Source organism: Proteus sp. G2669 (genome assembly GCF_009915245.1).
GTDB lineage: Bacteria > Pseudomonadota > Gammaproteobacteria > Enterobacterales > Enterobacteriaceae > Proteus.
Genome location: NZ_JAABLX010000052.1, coordinates 81381 through 99721 on the forward strand (window position 1 = coordinate 81381; position 18341 = coordinate 99721).

The following is an 18341-nucleotide window of genomic DNA, read 5'->3' on the forward strand; positions in this document are numbered from 1 at the left end:
CATTGAGTGTTGTCAGTGAAGTATTTTTCAGGAGGCTAATCCCGACACCTGATTTTGCAGGTGCGAGTGAAAGATACCGTGATTAATCAATGGGAGCAAGACTGTTTTAGTGGAATTACTATTATTATTTTCTATCGCTGATGGATATTTCGCCAAACAATTTAATAAGCAAATGTCACATTGCAAATTCATTGTAAAATCTTTATACAACAACCAGTAATAGATTTTCAGCAGGCTTATTATTGCTTGTGAATATTTTATTTACTGGAATTAAGTAGCCACTTAATTTTTTAAATTGCCCTTCTAATAATTCATTTTGAAAGAGCCGACAAGTAAACATATTACCTCGATCATGACGATGATATTTCAGTCTCTCAAAGGCTTTTTGAAGCTTACCTTTATCTTGTTTAGGCAATTTCATTTCAGCTAAAAACACATAAAAAATATTGGGAGTAACGATAAAAACATATCCTGCAATAATATGAATTTGTGCATTAGGTTGGTTTATAGAGAGATGACCATTTACACAACCCTCAATGAGCCACTGCCAAAAGACATCCCCCATATCGATGATTTGATTATCAGTCGGGTGTAATTGCATTCCTGATATAACGATAGGCTCTTTTTTTTCTAGAGATATCCTTTCTGATAATACATCGCTTTCAGGCAATGATATCTCACGTTGAAATGGTGCAAGCGTTAAAGTAATCGCTTTAGAAACAATTTCGTCTACGATACCTGTTTGTTCTCTAAATCCTGTTAAATACATTGATAACGCCTCAAGCGCTTTAGGATATTGGCTTAACCAATTTATTGCATCGGGTGGAATTATTTTCCATGCGAGCATCGCACCAAAACATCTCATTTGATTTTGTGATATTTCAGAGATAAATCGAAATCGATAAGGCTCCGTTAATGCCTCCTGCAATGGAAACCATCGTTTTCCACTTTTGAATTCAACCTCAAACTGACATAAATATTCCACACAAGAAAACAACGAGGCATAAACAATAACTGCATGCCATACAGTACCTTGCTCAGCTTGCTCTTCTGGTGAGACACCAATAGGAAGCATGTAATTTTTAGACAAATTAGAGGCACATGTTACAACTTCAAGCATGTAATCAGTCATTCCACCTAAATAGTTATAAGCTCCCTTTTCACTTAATGGGAACTGTTGCATTAAGAAAACACATTGCTCTAATGGTGTTTTATAGAGTTGAGTATAAGCTTCTTGAGATAAAAAAGATGAATTCCAAAGTGACTTTAATAATTGTTGACGATGAGATGATAAGAGAAGATCATTTAACGATCTTGGTAAAATAGTGTTTGATAAAATTTCTGAATTTATTTCTTTTTTAATTCTTTTGAATAAACTTATTCGCTGAAAACATAATTTCAGATTTAACATATAAAATTCCATTTATGATAATAAGCTTTAATAAAATAAACAACGTCATTAAATAAAAAATTCTTATATTTAAGGTAAAAGTTAACCCTGTATTAAATTCATATTAAATACTATTTTTAGCCTATTTTCTTTTAATTAAATTACGATAAATTCACAGGATAGAGCACGCGGAACAGTATGAAGCTACTTGTTTTTTGACTCTGTTAGCGAAAGATAAAAAGGCTTCCTAACTGGAAGCCTTTTCTGATCTCTAATCTTTTTATTATTTAGCTAAATAATAGTTATTTTTTATTTGTATTTAATATTAAATACTCAAATGCCTCCTTGGCATATCGAGCTGCTCTAAATATGGCTTTATGATCTTCTTTAAGTATTTTTAACCATGATGCAATATAACTTTCATGTTGCAAATGACCTTGAATACCTAATTCAGCGCATAAAAAAGCCGATCCAATTTCTGCAATAAGTTCCTCAAAAGCATAAACTGGGTTACTCATTTTCTTAGATAATGGAGTTATTATTCCTTTTCGAGCAAGTCTTGAAGCATGCCCCGTTGAATGCACCAATTCATGAAGTAATGTGCAATAGTAATCTTCCACTGAATGAAACTGCCCCATTTCTGGGATAACAATATGATCATTTTTCGTATGATAATATGCACAATCCTGATAACGATGTGTCACGGGTATACCACTACTTATCACCACACTCTCAGCTCTATCAATACGTTCAATATCAGGAAGAACTGGCTTTTTAGAATAAAATATCTCTGGCAAATTTTCACATTGTTCAATGTTAAAAAGATGGAAACGTGCCATAAAACAGCGTGATGAATGAGTTAATTTATCTTCAGTCTCACTGTCAGTGCTATCTTCGGTGAAAGGTTTAAATAACGTGACTAATGTGGATTTTTCGCCTCTGCGAACGCTACCTCCTGCACATTTTGCTTGATTAAAAGTCAGCCATCGATTTGAATTAACCCCTTTTTCAATCGCTCCTATCCATAACAGCATGACATTAATACCACTGTAATGTCGCCCCGTTGCTGCATTAACAGGTAGCCCTTCATTTTCAGTATCCCAAGTTTTACGCCAAGGTTCTGTTCCTTTTTCTAATGCTTCAATAATCTTATTTGTCACTATGTGATAAAAATCGTTTTGCTGTGAGGATGTACGACCTATTAATTCCTTTTTCATAGGCAATTCCTGTTAAGAAAAAGGGAATTGCCACCAAATGGGGAAGCAATTCCCATTTGGGTTGAAATAAAGAAAGTTGATTTAATTAATGTACAATCGCCCTAAGGCATTTCTTTCAGATTGCAGAAATATTGGCTGTTGTTATAAACAACGAATTAACGGGTAAACGTTATTAATTTAATGTGCGATAAACAAGTATGTTTTATTGATCATTAATATTAAGTTTATTGTAGACACGCTCAACATAACGCCCTCGCCCATCACCATGACCTAAATCCATGGATACCATTGCCTTAGCTTCGTCATCGCTCATTCCATTACTTTTATGATACTCCATTGCATTTACTGCCCACGCATAGCGTAAGCTATGGGGTGCATATTTACCTGTTAGCCCAGCATTTCTGACAACATTTCGATAGCGATCTATAGCAGACTTTAAATCGGGTTTATCAATCAATTTACCGTTAGATTGAGAAGTTAAATTCAACGCTTGATTGACGACATATAACATTTTGTCACGATCAATAATTGTCGTATCTCTAGGCCTTCCCCCTTTTGTACCAAAAACAATACGAACACTTTTCTCACCTTGTAGCAGAGCGCGTTGCCATGTTTTTAATGACTTTGCTGACTGTATCGCCTCTTCAGTACGTAAGCCGAAATAACGTGCTAGTTGCATGGTCATTGCAACCCCCATATCTTGCTTTTCTGCATGATAAAAAGCAGATAAATACCGTTCTTCGCTAATAGCCACTTTCGTGCCGTCACGGCTCGCATTTGATAAACCAAGTGCATGATTACTGAGTTTTTCATGTCGAGGTGAGGCAAGCTTTGTTCTGCCAGCAACCGCTAAAATATTTCTAATGCCTGCCATTTCGTTTTGAAGTGTTCTTTTTGAAATACCTTCTTCCTGCCGGCTTTTGATATAAAGTTCGATATGGTTTGTTTTGATATGTTTTACATCACGAATTTGAATATTCAGTTTTCCCATTCTATCTGCAAAGCGAGAGACTATTTTCAAACGATCTGCAACAGTTTTAAAACTCCCTCCACCTTGTTTTGCTAATGTAGTTAATTGTTTGTTGAATTTGGACAAATAAGCCCTCCACAATCATATTTTTATATATAAAACAAAATTCCCTGACGGCATGGTTATATTTTACTTTAGCGGGTATCTGTGCATCAGGGCGACAATAAGTTGAGTTTTTACGAGGCTCCCCAGCTCTCAGAGCTGTTCGCGGTATAAACCGTCCTGATAAATAAAATCAGACTGCCTCCATCTATCAGCTTTCGCTGATATTGCCATCGATACCGAGCTAATTTCTCTTTTAATTTTTCGAGTGAGTTGTCCTTAATATTGTCACTACGAGTGTGTCAGGCTGTAGTTATCATTGAAAAAGTAGATGCCATAAGCCAAAGCGTGCTGTTTGCGCGTAGCGTCACTTGGTATCGCTTACGCTTTTACACAAGTGACGCTGCCTCGTTCCTGTCGCTTAATAAGCTTTTGCCCTTTTGCCTATGCCTTTTATTACATTAGGCATAGCGACGTGCCTCAAATAGTGCAGGTGGCATCTTCATTATTTGTACTATCTTGCGGTTATCACCCAAAGGTATCATCTCTCAGATAGTGATGATGTTAGCTTGCGATTGCCCTAAGGCGCTTCTTTCAAATCGCGAGTGCAATAATGAGCACTGAAGCATTGGCTGTTGTTAAAAACAACGAGGTAATATTTGAAGAGTAAACGATAGGAATACTTAGTAGGTAGGTTAAATTATTTTCTTAATATTTTATATTAACCTTAGTAAAAAACATCAATTAAATATTTCAAACAAAATTATATATAAAAAAATAATAACAATAGAACATATTCACTTAGTTTATTAAATATTAACTCAAACTTCCTCTTGAATAATTATTTATTAATGTTAAAAATAAAATCGATGAATTTATTCTATTTTATCTATCCATATAAAAATTTATATTAGAGGTTTTATGACAGATATTAATGAAACGAAAAAAAAGAGTTTTTGGTTCTTTGATGGATCTGATTTCTTCGAGTTTTTAAGAAGAACGATATCTTTAATTTCCCCCTCTATGGTTGTTGTCTTTATGCTATCTCTTGGCGCTTTATTTAGTAAAGACAAATTCGGAAGTGATTCATATCAATATAAAATCCTTATAGGCGGTGTAGTCGTCTTTATTACGCTAATTATTTTAGCTATTTTTCACGATTTACATAAAAATTACAGCAAGGTGAATGTTAATTACCTATGCAAAGTAATTATTGGAATTGCAACTATGTATTTATGCGGTGCAATCATTTATGTTGGTGTTATTAATGCAGCAAGTATGTATTCTTTAATAAAGAGTTAGTATCTATAAGTTCATTATGATTAATTTTTGTGTAGGTAATAATGGAGCTAAGTAATTATATTATTTTACTTTTTGCTCCATATTATTCTGATAAATTAAATAATTATTTTTTCATAATACCCTTTTTAACCACATTCAGCATTGCAGAGCCACCTTGAGCACCAGCTTGTTGTATACCTTTTGAACCACTTGAAATGGCTGAAGACACCGCAAATCCAAGATTTACTCCACTCCAACTTACAGCACCAAACCAAAAAAGCGGTAATACGACATACATAGCGCCGAGCACTAAATTCATGATCCAACTATCAGAACCGGTACTTGCTAACCAAATATTAAAATCACCGCGATACCCTTTGTAACTCGCATACAGTAATTCAATCAATTTATCGTCTAACCAACTGGCTAATGCCCACCAAAACGGCACAAATAGCCATGCAAACATCACAAAAGTAAGTGTAATAATTATTTTGGGCTCATAGGCACCTAGCAACAGAATCAACGGAATGATGATAATCAAAGCCATTAGTAAAATCGCATGGATCATCGGTAAACCTTGGCGTAATGCATCAAAAGCAGGTAGCTGTGTCGTTTGAGCTAAGAATGTCCCTAAACTACTGATAGCCTGCTTTATTCCTGAATCAATACTTGTGCTTTGCCCTTGCTGGTTCCCCATCATATAAGTGTCACCACTACTGGCTAAATGGATACTTTGAGGGCTCACCAACCAACGTAATAATCCCTCCTCCCAGTTATCAGGTGACTTGGCTTTCATCATATTAATGGTGCGTGGTTCAAAGTGAGTCAATAAACGCTTTTTTAAGCCTTCAGTCGTAGCATTCCACCATGCTTTGCACGTTGGATAACCACCACGACTGACATTGGCATATCCACTATCTCGATTTTCATTATAGGACCATGCTTGTTGGGGAGATGTTGCAGTGTAGTAATCGTAATAGCCGATTGTATTCAAAAAATAATCAGAGCCAATCCAATTAGCACCCTTCATTATTTGAGGTGATAATCCAGAATGAAGATTTTTTAACTTATAATACGCTTTGGCATAGCATTGAGTCGCAAACTCTTGTACTTCTTGGCGAAGAATAGGATCTATTAATTGAGTGTTCTGTACTTCAAAACGTAGCAAGCGAAAATCATTACTACAAGGAATAGTCGCGATAGTTGCATGCGTCACGCCTTTAGATAGCGAATGAACTAAGTACCACCACAAAGGCACTTTTGCCGTTTGGCCATTTAATTCTGCTATTAACGCGCCATACCCTGAATCTGCGGGTTTCGGCACATTAATACTACATTGTGCTGAGCGAGTACGGTCAAAATGTAATGTAGAAACATTGATTTCCCACAGAGGAACTGCGCAAAATATCATCACAACAAACGCAACATAGAGCGTATTTTCCATACGTGATAATACTAAAATCCCTTTATTACCTTCATCCTCTCCCTCTTCTCGTGCTTTTAACCAAATCCCTGCAATTTTAATCGCTAATGGAAGGGCAAAAAGACCTGTTGTGGTGATGAGCATCCACAATGAATTATTAATCAGCCATGCCATAAAAAGTAATACAAGCTCAAGATAACTCTCTGTCGTCATCTTAATGATCTACCTTCTGATTTAACTGATGGATTGCCTTATCACTTTGTATGGTGGGCTGATGGACACCATTTTCAGCATCACGGCTCTCTTGTCGGCTCAACACCATTAACAACGTGTTATTGCTGATAGCTTTACGAATTTCCATTTCATTTTTTAATGCCAGAATTTCTCTATCGAGGAAAGCAAGGCGACGATCTGTTTCTTCTAATGCTATTTTATGCTCAGCTACATGAGGTTCTGATTGCCCTGCAATCAGCATTCTTCGCATACCGAATGCCGTTGCAATGGTATCTGACATCGCCAATTCACCAGCCAAACGTTGTACTAATGCCACATTATCAGGATCCTCTTTTAGCGCTTGAATAACGCCTCTTGATACCGCTAAATCGCCTGTTTTTAATTGTGCTAAATTTGTCGAATTTGGTTTTAAATGCCCATTCACAAACTTAATTAATAGAGCCATATTCTCTTGTGTGATTTCTTCAAGCATTGGTGAGAACCCAACACCTACCGTTGATGTACCTGATTTATTTTCTTCGCCTCCGCTACGACATTCTTTTGTTTCAGAACAAGTGCGGATCGCCCTATCTCCCAATACACTCACAACGGCTTTGGCAGCTTCGTCACTGGTTTTATAACGTCGGCAAAGAGAGCCTTTGCAAGCAGACTCATTAACTGGATGATGGCTTGTGATGGGTTGTTTATTCAAAATATTAAAACCAGCTTTTGCTAAATCATAAGTAGGCTTAATCGCAGGTTGACCGATACCGCCTCGTTTTTTACCACCAATCCATCTAATCCCTTCTTTTCCTGTTGAGGTTTTCAATTGATTATCGGCACTGACTGCATCTGATGTGGTTGCGACAACTCGTTTAAACTCTTCACCAATAGCAGACTGCGTCCATTGATTTGAATAGGCATAATCCGCCATTTTCTGCGACATTTTTTGGCAATTGAGTTGAGCTTTATCGAATGAGACACTGGCTTGTAATACACCATTAGTTAGCAACTCATAAAGACCAGGATTAGCACGCTGAATAATCATGGCTGGTAAGCTAGCAACGGCACCTGTGGCGCTATTAATGACATTACTCATCATATCTTTAAAGCCACGCGTGGCACCGTTTAACTGATTCTTAACTGTGGTGTTGATATCAAAATTACCGCACATTAAATCACTATTCCAACCCAGACCAATACTGAGTTTTTGCATATTACTGTGACTCGGCGGTTGTGAAATCACCGTTCCACCGCCTATGGTATAAAATAAGTAATCACTGATTGCCCCCTTCATGCCTTTACTTGAGTCAGTGCTAACAACATGGCTATCAACTTCAAAAGTAGCGATAGCAGGAAAACTCAAGGCAAAATATCCCACCACAACACAGCTATAAAGCCAGCTTTTATCTTTCATACACATTCCTTGTTATTGAAAATTAAAGCTATACAGAAAAATTTGGCCTCGTCGTTTACAACACTTATAAGGTTGCCAAAGTGCCCATGCATAACCGCCGTCACTAGCAATAGGTTGAGCATTATCAGGAAAAGTAGAACAAGAAGAGGAAACTGAAGGTGAAAGTCTTTGCCATTTATGATTGCGAGTGCCTGTATTTTCAGTAACAGACTCTGGCGCCCAATATCCATGATAAGAATGGCTTATTAACGGTTGATAAACATGAAGCTGTCCTGTTCGTGACACAATATCAACAGCTCTTTGAGCCATAACCGCTGAGGCTTTGTAATCATTTATTTGTGTCACAAAACCACTGCGAGGATAAATATTGCCCCACATATTGCCTTTAGCTGTGGAGCCTATTTCACGTATATTTGGGATCAGCGCTTCGGGATAAAGAGATTCAGGCAAGCCAGAACGCCACATCAATCCATCGAGTGTACTGAGAAAATAAGGCATAAAAGCTTTAATTGGGCTAGAGCAAGCATAATTTATTTGCCCCATAAATTGCCCAAATATAGGAGACGCTAATGCAGGATGCCCAATCACATCCACGTTTTTAAAATATAGGTTATTTTTATTTCTCGCTCGTTTTTGTTTATTGGCTCCGCCACCTTCAGCAAAGCCCGATATTCCTGCTCCTAAAGGTGATATTTCAGTCCATGGATTGCTCCCTGTTTGGTCGTAACTAGAAACAACTGCATTAGGAATATAGTGACTCACTTTTATCGATGTTTTTACTGAGCATCCAAATGGTGTGCAGAAGAGCCAGTAACAGATCCCCACAATTTTGTATTCCAAACAATGTGGTGATAATGCACTTGCAATAATTTGAGCTGAGTTAATCGCATTTGCTGATATAGGTTGAAAAGAGAGACAAAGCGCAAAAACACTACATCGCTTTAATTGCCTCATTATTGATGTTCCAAAAATTCAGTGAAATACTTTTCAGCCAGAACAACATCTGTTGTGCCATAAACCACATAGCGATCATCAAAAACAACCGCAGGATATTTCGCGAGTTTTAATGCATAAGCCTGAAGAACACCTTGATAAGCTTGCGTGATTTGTTGCTGTTTTTGTTGCCAATCTGCTGACTGAATAATACTTCTCACTTGCTGCTCTGCTTGCTTAGGATCACGCGATAAATCATTAAATAATTGTTTTTGAATAATATTAGGTGCATCCAAATAGATGATTTGACTATCTTTTGTATTAAGTAAAGGCGTGTTGCTATCAGTGTAGATTATTGTTGATGCAACTGATTGAGTTGAAAGCACTAATGATAGAATTAATAATTTTGGTGGTTTCATAAAGCACCCTGTAAAAAGAAAAGGTATAGGGTGCTTTGAATTGGCAGGAAATGCAGTGAAGAAGTGTTAATTGGGGAATAATAGATTTACTTATACTGAAGAAAGTGAACCTAACAATATTATATGCTTTATAAATTATAAACAGAGTTTCTTCCCTAACTTCTTAAAATAAAATTATTAAAGTCTTTTACTTTTCTAACCATATGAAAATAACACCATAAAGTATAAGAAGAATAATATATATATTGAATGCTAACTAAAGTTAATCCTCCCAAAAAAAACCAGTCCAATAAAGATTTTGGAAACTGCTTTTCACTAACCACAAAAAATGTAGCTCCACATCCAAAAATAATACCTAACATAAGGACAATGATAGGAATTATAATCATCTTAGTTTTTGTTTTGACATTGAAATCATTATAACTATAAAAGTCTTTTAATAAAAACATGGAATTACAAAATTTAATATTTTTCAATTTATTAGAGATAAAATACTTTAAGATATAATCATTTAACAAATAGTTTGTTGACATTTTATAATCTAATAACATCAATTCTTGCTTATACTTATCTAAAGGTTCATGCTCATCAGCGCACTCTTTTAGATATGTTATAGCCTCGGATTTTTCTTTGTTGGATAACGAAAAAAATGTATCAAAAAATAATACTTTTTTAAAAAATGGTAATAATGGTATAAGAATTTTAAACCCGCTTAATATAGAAGAAATATCCATAAAAACTCCTTTTTTAAATTTTGGTTTATTAAAAAATACTTACTAGAATTAGTAATTATAGCCAAATAAAAAAGTTTTTATAAATATAGATTGAAGAAAGATTCCTGACTCTCTAGAATAAAGTCAACCGGTAGGGTTAATGGAACGGCTTCCATTCCTGCGACGCCTTAAGTGGTATAGCCGAAAATTAAAGTTTATGAAAAAGAACCCTAGTGGTTCTTTTTCTGTATGTGCTGTAAATTATGTTTTCCTCTTTGTCATTACGCTTTGCTTTCATACATACAATCCCCTCTTAACTAGTTAGTAACGTTTCCAAACTATTCCATTGATATTAAAAAAACAAGTAAATTATTGAGCATAAGAACAGATCTTGAAGTTTATATTGAGATAACCAAACTTTAAGCTAGTATTGTTTAATCATTTAATTTTTAGATAGTTTATCACCAAGTTTTGGTATTTGTGATAAGACTTACTTTTAGTCAAGGATAAGGAACAAACATGACTTTTTGGGAAAAGATAAAAAAACGATTTCCAGCAAAAAAGAATGATATTTCAGATGATGAACAACAAGGTGATTACAATACTCTAACCCCTAAAATAATTACTGATGATACTGTCAAACCCTATTTTGAAGCCTTAGATTTCGCCTTTTCTAAAAAAGATGTAAAAAATATTGCAATAACAGGGCCTTATGGTGCTGGAAAAAGTACTGTTATTTTGTCCTATCTGAAATTTAGAGATAAACAAAATTTTATTAATGTATCTTTAGCTGATTTTTCCATCTCTGGTAAAAATGATCCTGAACCTCCTGAAAATACAGAAATAGAGCTAAGTATACTTCAACAAATTCTATATAAAGAAAATAAAGATAACCTACCCGATTCACGTCTTGACCGGATTCAAAATAGAAACAAAAAACATATTTTTTCTTTATTTTTTAATACGACATCTATAATTATTCCTTTGATAATATTATCAATATCTTTATTCCCCAAAAAAACATTAGCTTGGTTTAATATTAATGAGGTTATTATTAATAGCATTATAAATGCTTACCCTGAACGACTAGTTATTAGCCTCCTAATAGGATTAGTTTTTATTTTTTGTGTTGTACGGAGTGCATCTAAAGCCGGCATATTCGACAAAAAAATTAAACTTAGCAAAATAGCTTTTTTACAAGGTAGCGTTGATCTCACCTCTAATGAACAACCATCCCTGCTAAATAATTGCTTAGACGAAATCGTCTATTTTTTCTCTCGTTCAAAGTATAAGATTGTTATTTTTGAAGACCTCGATAGATTGGGAAATACTGAAGTATTTATAAAATTAAGAGAAATAAATCAGATTATTAATAATAATATTTCAACTAATCCAGTCAGATTTATTTATGCTTGTCGTGATGATATTTTTCTCGGTGCGGATATTAAAACTAAGTTCTTTGACTTTATTTTACCTATTATTCCTATAATGGATTCTAGTAATGCTTATACATTACTAAAAAATAAATTAAATGACTTCCCTGAAAATAAACAGTTAGTTTTAAAGCGAATGTCTGCGTATATTAATGATATGAGATCGCTTCAAAATATTGTTAATGAATTCAATTTATTTAAAAATGTTGTCAATAATACTAAAGATCAAGAGAAGATCTTTGCTTTAATATTTTATAAAAATATTTATGCACAAGATTATAATCTTGTAGATAAAAGACATGGTGTACTCTACTCCCTTATTCAAGATTACCGTCTTTATAAACTACATAAAGACCATTTTGGTTTACTTGATAGAAAATTAGAAGAGCTTAACGAACACTTAATAGCCATAAAAAATGAATCTGCAACTTCCGATATGGAAATACGCAAACAAATTATTAGTAAATTTATCTCGCCTGAACTTTGGTCATTAATTCATTTTGCTAAAAGAAATAAACATTATAGTCAAGATTATGATGAGTATTCAGCAGAAAAGTTCTATAAAGAAGAGCAAGATTTTATTGATTTTTTTAATTGTAACGAACCATTATTTATAGGATACGAGTATCACAGTGGATATGGTAGAGATAATAATTTTGTTAAAATTGAAACATCCTCAGTGATTGATGACTATTACCTGAGAATTGAAGTCATTAAAAATGACAAATTAGAAGAATATAGAAAGACAGTAGAAGAAATCAAAGTAACTAAAGAAAAAATTAAAACTAGAAATTCAATTACTTTAGCTAAATTATTAGAATTAATTGGTTTTGAACAATTCGAAATTATTGCTGAAAGTTATATTGAAAAATGCAATATTCCTGAAATTATTGACCCTGAACAATTAAAAGCGCTCAAAAGTGGATTCAACTTTGGTGGTTTTGAAGCTCTCTACCACCTGCTCACTAATGGTTATATCATGCAAGATTACATGATGTTTCGCTCCATTTTCCATCAGGGCTCTATATCTATTAACGATAATGATTATATCCAAGAGGTAGGTCGTTATATTAACTTTAAGGAAATTAATGAAAATTATTTCTTAGATAACTCAGAAGATGTTCTAGTAGAATTAATTGAACATAATTATTTTTATCGTTCTGGAGCGCTTCATTACCAAATTATAACTTTATTATTAGAGAGCAAAGATTATAAAAAAAGAGCACTCTTATCTTCGATGATAGATATTATTTTTACATATTCATCAAAAGATATTTTAGAAATATATTCTATATTAGAAGATAAGTTTACAGATTATAAAAACTTTATAAATTTCATTATTTTCTCTCTAAAAGAAAATAGTTATTTAGACAAAATGATTACCGTAATTGAAGATCATGAGCAAAACCATACATCTATTTCAATAGCAACTAAAATGATTGCTTTGGTATCACCTGATATTTCAGAAAATGAAGAAAAATATCACAAATTTATTATAAATCAAGGATTTAATTTGATATCAAATGTGGAAGAAGAACACCTTCAATTGTTTCTTGATAATATAAAAAAACTTAAGGTGATTTATAATGATATTTCTATACCTATAACACCTAATGAAACTATAGCATTAGAATTTATTGCTAAAAATAATTTATATAATCTTGATAAATCCAGTTACCGAATCATTGTTGCTGGATTACTACAAGATAAAAATATCTCTTGTGAGCAGGTTGATGAGCATCCTTGGTCATTGATAAATGATGAAGAATTAACTGATGTTAAATCTTATGTAAATGATAATATTAATACTTTCGTATCAGAAATTTTTATACATTCTAAAGAAAATAGTGAATCAATTGTTTCTATTCTTACTCATCCAGATCTTGATAATAGTCTTAAAGTTAAAATACTTGAGGAAATGCAATTTACTATAGATAATTTACGTAAATTCCCAAAAAAAATAGACACTGAAAATAGTGATAATATTTATTCTTATCATGACCTTTTCTTTCATCATAATCATGTTACACCTAGCTGGAAAGTGTTATTAGATTATATCTATGAAGATTGCAATTTAGATGTATTAACTCAATATATTGAAGAACATGCACAAATTCTAAGCTATGATGAAATAGATCTGATTGAAGGGGACAATTATGACCTTTTATATATGAAAGTTATTTGTAATGATAACATTAGTGACAATGCATACAACTTAGTATTAAAACCTGTTTATATAAATACTCATTCCTGGGATGAACAACTAAGCTTAGCTAATTTCCTACGGTTAATAGTGAATAACAAAGTACCGTTAAATAATGAATCTTATAAAAATGCAATACAATGCTTTTCTCCAAATGAGAGTAAAGAGAATATAGAATCTTTTATATTATGGCTTTCTAAATTTAAAGAAGTATTATTTTCAGACGAAAATTATTATTTATTTTATGAACAAGATAATGAACTCCTCGAAAGTATGTTGATTGCTATTAATGATTCCAATCTATTTTCAAACTCAGAAAAAGCATCATTATTATATAAATATCGTGAAGAATGTCATGAATCATTCATTGACGAATTAGATATCACTAATGAAATATTAATATCATTAATTAAATTATCAAATAATGATAATTTTTCTATTAACCTAATAGTACGATTAATAAATAACAATTATAAGGATAGAGAAGAAATCGCTAACCTTGTGGATAAGCTTCAAGAAAAAGAATTTAATAAAATATTTAATCAAAAAACTGCAACTTTGAATCTTAACAATAACCAAGATGCAGAGTTACTATTTTCCACCTTAGAAAAAGAAAAACTAATCAAGAAATGGATATCAAGGAATGAAGGGAAATATTATATTGAGTGTATTTATGAAGAAAAATAAATAATTTTTAATTAAAAAATATAAAAGGGTGAGTCAATATGATTCACCCTTTAATTATCATTTAAGTTTTATAACTTAAATGCTTTATCTAACCAACTGGTTATTTTTCCTAGATTTTCAAACAAAATAGTTTGTCTAGAAATTTGAACCCTCGTTGGCTGATATAATGTTGCATGAGATGCTATTAAATCAACATAAAGCTGTTGAAGTTCCTTCATGAACTCTATTTGCATTTCTTTGCACATATGTATCTCCTTATTTTATTGTTCTTGCCCAAACGCTAACAGTATTTTTAATATGATTGATTATCTATTAAATTCATAATTATAAAAATGAAAATTTACTGAGGGCTTTTTATGAAGTGATTAAATACTATATCTATGCAATAAATTTGCATAAAAATAGTATTTCTTTATAACTTTCAAAATTCAGATATATTTAAACTTTAATTATTGTAATTTTTATCTTCACATATAATAAGAAAACCTGAATAAATATTATTTTATTATTTATTCAGAGTTATATTAGTTTACTAATGCAATCACTTCTGATATTTATATTATACCACATAATCATAATTTAATTCACATATTTGTACATTATTTAATAATACCCACTATCAACAATCCCCCTCACCTCATCCAGCCTAACCGCTATCCGTTTAGCTGCTTCTAGTTCACTAATGCCATGCTCTACCATCAGTTCTTTTCGCTCTGCTTTTTCCTCTTTCTCAGTCATACCTAATGCAAGGTATAGACTTGGAGGAACGGCACGAAATAGCGCTTCAATACGACTGGCTAGGACAACGCCTTCTGTATAACAACGGGGGGTTTTGGTTGCTGATAACAACATGGCTTTTTGTTCTTGTGTAAGTTTTTTAAATCGGGCGATTTCTTCAACTTCTTCAGGTGGCATCACTAAACACAACCACCACTCAATCATATTCAACATCTTCTTTGACGTAGACGGAAAATCCTCTAAATTTTGAGTCGCTAGCCATAACCATGCACCCAATTTACGCCACATCTTAACGACTTTAACCACGTAAGGAGCAAGTAATGGGTTAGTGGTGATCATATGGGCTTCATCCGTAGCAAAGACAATTTCTCGTTCTAAAAACTGATCACGTTCTGCAATATTATTAATGGTGTTGACTAATGAGGTATAAGCAACGGCTAAAGGGGCTTCATAGCCTTCTCTGGCTAATGTACCAAGGTCAATTAATGTTACGTCAGCTTCTGACCAATGTTGTCCTTCTTGGTTAAATAACTCCCCCAAAAAACCTTGCATAAATACACTGAGCGATTCGCCCATATTTTGGGCTCTTGCTCGTCGAATATCAGGGCGATCTTTATCTTTCGCAAAGGCATAAAATGTATTTTGCAAATCGGCGGTAATCATCTGCCTACCTTCATTCCATGCATTGTTGGCACTCACTAAAATGGCTTCTCGCATCATGCCTCTATCTGCACGTTCTAGCTTTGCTTCTTCTTTGGCTTCACCACCGGTTATCATTAATCGAGCAACAATTTCGAGTTCGCCTAAAATATCTCGCTCATCTATTTCGTCGGTTTCATCTGCATCAATAACCTCACTCAGCTCATCTTCATTAATAGGCTTAGTCGTGGATTCAATAAGCTTATAAGCGTCAGCAAAAGGCGCTAATGAAATCCCACAACCCGGTTTAATGCTAAGTTTATTCACACTCAAACCCAACTCAGCACAATAATCAGCAAATAACCCAAATGAATTTCCTGCCTCTGCAATAAATAAGCGAGGTCGATGAACCGCCATAAGTTGAGTAAATAGACTATTGAGTGTTGCTGACTTGCCTGAACCCGTGGGACCGAAGAGTACCAAATGAGCATTTTTAGAACGATCAGCACTATTTAAAGGGTCGAAAGTCAGCGGTGCACCACCACGATTAAAAAAGGTAAATCCTGCATGACCAGTTCCTGTGTCACGACCAAAAACAGGTAACATATTGGCGATATGTTGCACAAAAATCAGTCGGGTATACCAATGCTTTTTATCTAATTCGGGATTAAAGCACATAGGCAAAGCACGAAGATAAGCATTTAATGGCGCAATATCATAGTCAGGCTTTATCGGCTGTAGCCCTGCATTTAGCAATACGGCAGTTAAATGGCGTTGATGACTGTTGAGATCTTTTAGTGTTGCACCTGATAAATAAAACGTCATACTCGCACGGTAAAGTTTATGACGTTCACCAAGATAACTCTTTGCTGTTTGAGCATCAGCGCGTACTCGGGCTGATGCACTGTTTTCGCCTATTGCATTTTTCGCAAGATGGTTAAAATGCTCTTCCAGTTCATCCTGCGGTTGTACCACTAATGTCATTGATATCACTGTGCCTTGTGGTAACAAATCCATCAACGCATTGATATTATCCCCTTTGCGCGTTTCGCCTGTTAAATGCCCTACGGTAGGCGCTCGACGAAGCCTATCAATATTAATGGCTTTATGAGGGCGATTATCAAACCACCAAACGCCATTTTCTACATCTGCTTTAGGCGGTGTAAACATCAATGTTTCGCTAAAATCATTGAGTATGGGAAGTTCACTGTTGACAGTGTCAACATGTGTTGCTGTGCGATAGAGCGTCTCTTTATCAACCCAATCAGGCTCAGGATTAAACCAACGTAACAACCATGCATGAATATGTTCACCATTTTGCCTGACCGTAGTGATCCCTGCACTGTAGTGGTTTAATAAATTTGGCCACCTGAATAGAGGTGATATGCTTACCTCAAACAATAAAGGTGCCTTAATGAAAAAACGAAATTTCAGTGCAGAATTTAAACATGAATCTGCTCAGTTAGTTGTTGATCAGAACTACACTGTTGCTGATGCAGCTAAAGCCATGAATATCGGTCTTTCCACTATGACCCGATGGGTAAAACAGTTGCGCGATGAACGGGCTGGCAAAACGCCGAAAGCCTCTCCCATCACGCCAGAGCAAATTGAAATACGTGAACTCAAAAAGAAACTTCAACGTATTGAAATGGAAAATGAAATATTAAAAAAGGCTACCGCGCTCTTGATGTCAGACTCCCTGAACAATTTACGTTAATCGGAAAGCTCAGGGCGCGTTATCCCGTAACCACTCTCTGCCATGTATTCGGGGTTCATCGCAGCAGTTATAAATACTGGAATGCCCGTCCTATTCAGCCTGATAGAAGACGCACCGTATTGCGCAGTCAAGTTCAGGAACTACACAACATCAGCCATGGCTCTGCTGGGGCAAGGAGTATTGCCATAATGGCAACGTTCAAGGGCTTCCCAATGGGGCGTTGGCTTGCCGGTAGGCTCATGAAATAGCTCGGCCTTGTAAGTTGTCAACAACCGAAACACCGCTACAAACGTGGCGGACAAGAACATATTGCTATATCGAATCATCTCGAACGTCAATTTGCAGTGACTGAGCCCAATCAAGTGTGGTGTGGCGATGTCACCTATATCTGGACAGGCCAACGCTGGGCGTATCTCGCCGTTGTTCTCGATTTGTTCGCCAGAAAACCGGTGGGCTGGGCAATGTCGTTCTCTCCGGACAGTCGATTGACCATCAAAGCGCTGAAAATGGCGTGGGAAACTCGGGATAAACCAGCAGGGATGATGTTCCACAGTGATCAGGGTAGCCACTATACAAGTAATCAGTTTCGGCAGTTACTATGGAGATATCGGATCAAACAAAGTATGAGTAGACGCGGAAACTGCTGGGATAATAGTCCAATGGAGCGCTTCTTTAGGAGCCTGAAGAACGAGTGGGTACCCATGACTGGCTACATAAGTTTTAGTGATGCTGTCCATGCAATAACGGACTATATTGTCGGGTATTACAGCGTACACAGACCTCACGAATATAACGGAGGATTATCACCAAACGAATCCGAAAAGAGATACTGGAAAAACTCTAAAA

General features: G+C 34.8%; 11 protein-coding genes and 2 pseudogenes. 3 read left to right on the plus strand and 10 right to left on the minus strand.

Translation table 11 applies throughout. The features are described from left to right. Positions 1 to 202 precede the first annotated feature (202 nt). The 3 genes from GWI68_RS16775 to GWI68_RS16785 all read right to left on the minus strand — a co-directional run bounded on the left by GWI68_RS16775 (position 203) and on the right by GWI68_RS16785 (position 3703). Positions 203 to 1411, minus strand: a complete 1209-nt coding sequence (locus GWI68_RS16775; protein ID WP_166541009.1) for a TraI domain-containing protein — start codon at positions 1409 to 1411, stop codon at positions 203 to 205. Between the two features lie 281 nt (positions 1412 to 1692). Then, the gene (locus tag GWI68_RS16780) at positions 1693 to 2607 is read right to left on the minus strand and encodes a zincin-like metallopeptidase domain-containing protein (RefSeq protein WP_166541010.1); all 915 of its coding nucleotides are present in this window, start codon (positions 2605 to 2607) and stop codon (positions 1693 to 1695) included. Positions 2608 to 2809: 202 nt separating this feature from the next. Continuing rightward, positions 2810 to 3703 carry an integrase domain-containing protein gene (locus GWI68_RS16785; protein WP_166541011.1) on the minus strand — a complete coding sequence of 298 codons (894 nt, stop codon included), beginning with the start codon at positions 3701 to 3703 and terminating at the stop codon, positions 2810 to 2812. Positions 3704 to 4600: 897 nt separating this feature from the next. Here GWI68_RS16785 and GWI68_RS16790 point away from each other — a divergent pair. Further along, positions 4601 to 4981: a hypothetical protein gene (locus tag GWI68_RS16790; protein ID WP_166541012.1), complete on the plus strand. Its 381-nt coding sequence runs from the start codon at positions 4601 to 4603 to the stop codon at positions 4979 to 4981. A gap of 103 nt (positions 4982 to 5084) precedes the next feature. Here GWI68_RS16790 and GWI68_RS16795 read toward each other — a convergent pair whose 3' ends face one another. From GWI68_RS16795 to GWI68_RS16815, 5 genes are all read right to left on the minus strand, one after another. Then, positions 5085 to 6596, minus strand: coding sequence for a conjugal transfer protein TraG N-terminal domain-containing protein (locus GWI68_RS16795; RefSeq protein ID WP_166541013.1), 1512 nt, complete (start codon positions 6594 to 6596; stop codon positions 5085 to 5087). A 1-nt stretch (position 6597) separates the two neighbouring features. Beyond that, the gene (locus GWI68_RS16800) at positions 6598 to 8019 is read right to left on the minus strand and encodes an integrating conjugative element protein (RefSeq protein ID WP_166541014.1); all 1422 of its coding nucleotides are present in this window, start codon (positions 8017 to 8019) and stop codon (positions 6598 to 6600) included. A 6-nt stretch (positions 8020 to 8025) separates the two neighbouring features. Beyond that, positions 8026 to 8967 carry a TIGR03756 family integrating conjugative element protein gene (locus GWI68_RS16805; RefSeq protein ID WP_166541015.1) on the minus strand — a complete coding sequence of 314 codons (942 nt, stop codon included), beginning with the start codon at positions 8965 to 8967 and terminating at the stop codon, positions 8026 to 8028. Then, positions 8967 to 9365 (minus strand): TIGR03757 family integrating conjugative element protein, encoded by a 399-nt coding sequence (locus GWI68_RS16810; protein ID WP_166541016.1) that lies wholly within the window; start codon positions 9363 to 9365, stop codon positions 8967 to 8969. Before GWI68_RS16810 ends, GWI68_RS16805 begins: the two co-directional genes overlap by 1 nt. Before the next feature lie 155 nt (positions 9366 to 9520). Then, entirely contained in the window at positions 9521 to 10099 is a 579-nt protein-coding gene (locus GWI68_RS16815; RefSeq protein WP_166541017.1) for a hypothetical protein, read from the minus strand. A 498-nt stretch (positions 10100 to 10597) separates the two neighbouring features. Between GWI68_RS16815 and GWI68_RS16820 the strand changes: the two genes are divergently transcribed. Beyond that, a complete protein-coding gene (locus GWI68_RS16820) occupies positions 10598 to 14401 on the plus strand; it encodes a DNA-binding protein (protein ID WP_166541018.1) in 3804 nt (1267 codons plus the stop codon). 68 nt (positions 14402 to 14469) lie between these two features. On the opposite strand, the gene GWI68_RS16825 is transcribed toward GWI68_RS16820, so the two are convergent. Both GWI68_RS16825 and GWI68_RS16830 read right to left on the minus strand, forming a co-directional pair. After that, positions 14470 to 14646, minus strand: coding sequence for a hypothetical protein (locus GWI68_RS16825; protein WP_166541019.1), 177 nt, complete (start codon positions 14644 to 14646; stop codon positions 14470 to 14472). 358 nt (positions 14647 to 15004) lie between these two features. Next, positions 15005 to 17119 (minus strand): annotated as a pseudogene (locus tag GWI68_RS16830) (conjugative transfer ATPase); the annotation flags it as partial. A 73-nt stretch (positions 17120 to 17192) separates the two neighbouring features. Here GWI68_RS16830 and GWI68_RS16835 point away from each other — a divergent pair. Continuing rightward, positions 17193 to 18341, plus strand: a pseudogene (locus tag GWI68_RS16835) (IS3 family transposase); the annotation flags it as partial.

Excerpts from the sequence above, each read along its gene's own strand:
- GWI68_RS16775 (WP_166541009.1), bottom strand. The coding sequence starts at position 1,411 with ATGTTAAATCTGAAATTATGTTTTCAGCGAATAAGTTTATTCAAAAGA.
- GWI68_RS16780 (WP_166541010.1), bottom strand. The coding sequence starts at position 2,607 with ATGAAAAAGGAATTAATAGGTCGTACATCCTCACAGCAAAACGATTTT.
- GWI68_RS16790 (WP_166541012.1), top strand. The coding sequence starts at position 4,601 with ATGACAGATATTAATGAAACGAAAAAAAAGAGTTTTTGGTTCTTTGAT.
- GWI68_RS16795 (WP_166541013.1), bottom strand. The coding sequence starts at position 6,596 with ATGACGACAGAGAGTTATCTTGAGCTTGTATTACTTTTTATGGCATGG.
- GWI68_RS16800 (WP_166541014.1), bottom strand. The coding sequence starts at position 8,019 with ATGTGTATGAAAGATAAAAGCTGGCTTTATAGCTGTGTTGTGGTGGGA.
- GWI68_RS16805 (WP_166541015.1), bottom strand. The coding sequence starts at position 8,967 with ATGAGGCAATTAAAGCGATGTAGTGTTTTTGCGCTTTGTCTCTCTTTT.
- GWI68_RS16810 (WP_166541016.1), bottom strand. The coding sequence starts at position 9,365 with ATGAAACCACCAAAATTATTAATTCTATCATTAGTGCTTTCAACTCAA.
- GWI68_RS16815 (WP_166541017.1), bottom strand. The coding sequence starts at position 10,099 with ATGGATATTTCTTCTATATTAAGCGGGTTTAAAATTCTTATACCATTA.
- GWI68_RS16820 (WP_166541018.1), top strand. The coding sequence starts at position 10,598 with ATGACTTTTTGGGAAAAGATAAAAAAACGATTTCCAGCAAAAAAGAAT.
- GWI68_RS16825 (WP_166541019.1), bottom strand. The coding sequence starts at position 14,646 with ATGTGCAAAGAAATGCAAATAGAGTTCATGAAGGAACTTCAACAGCTT.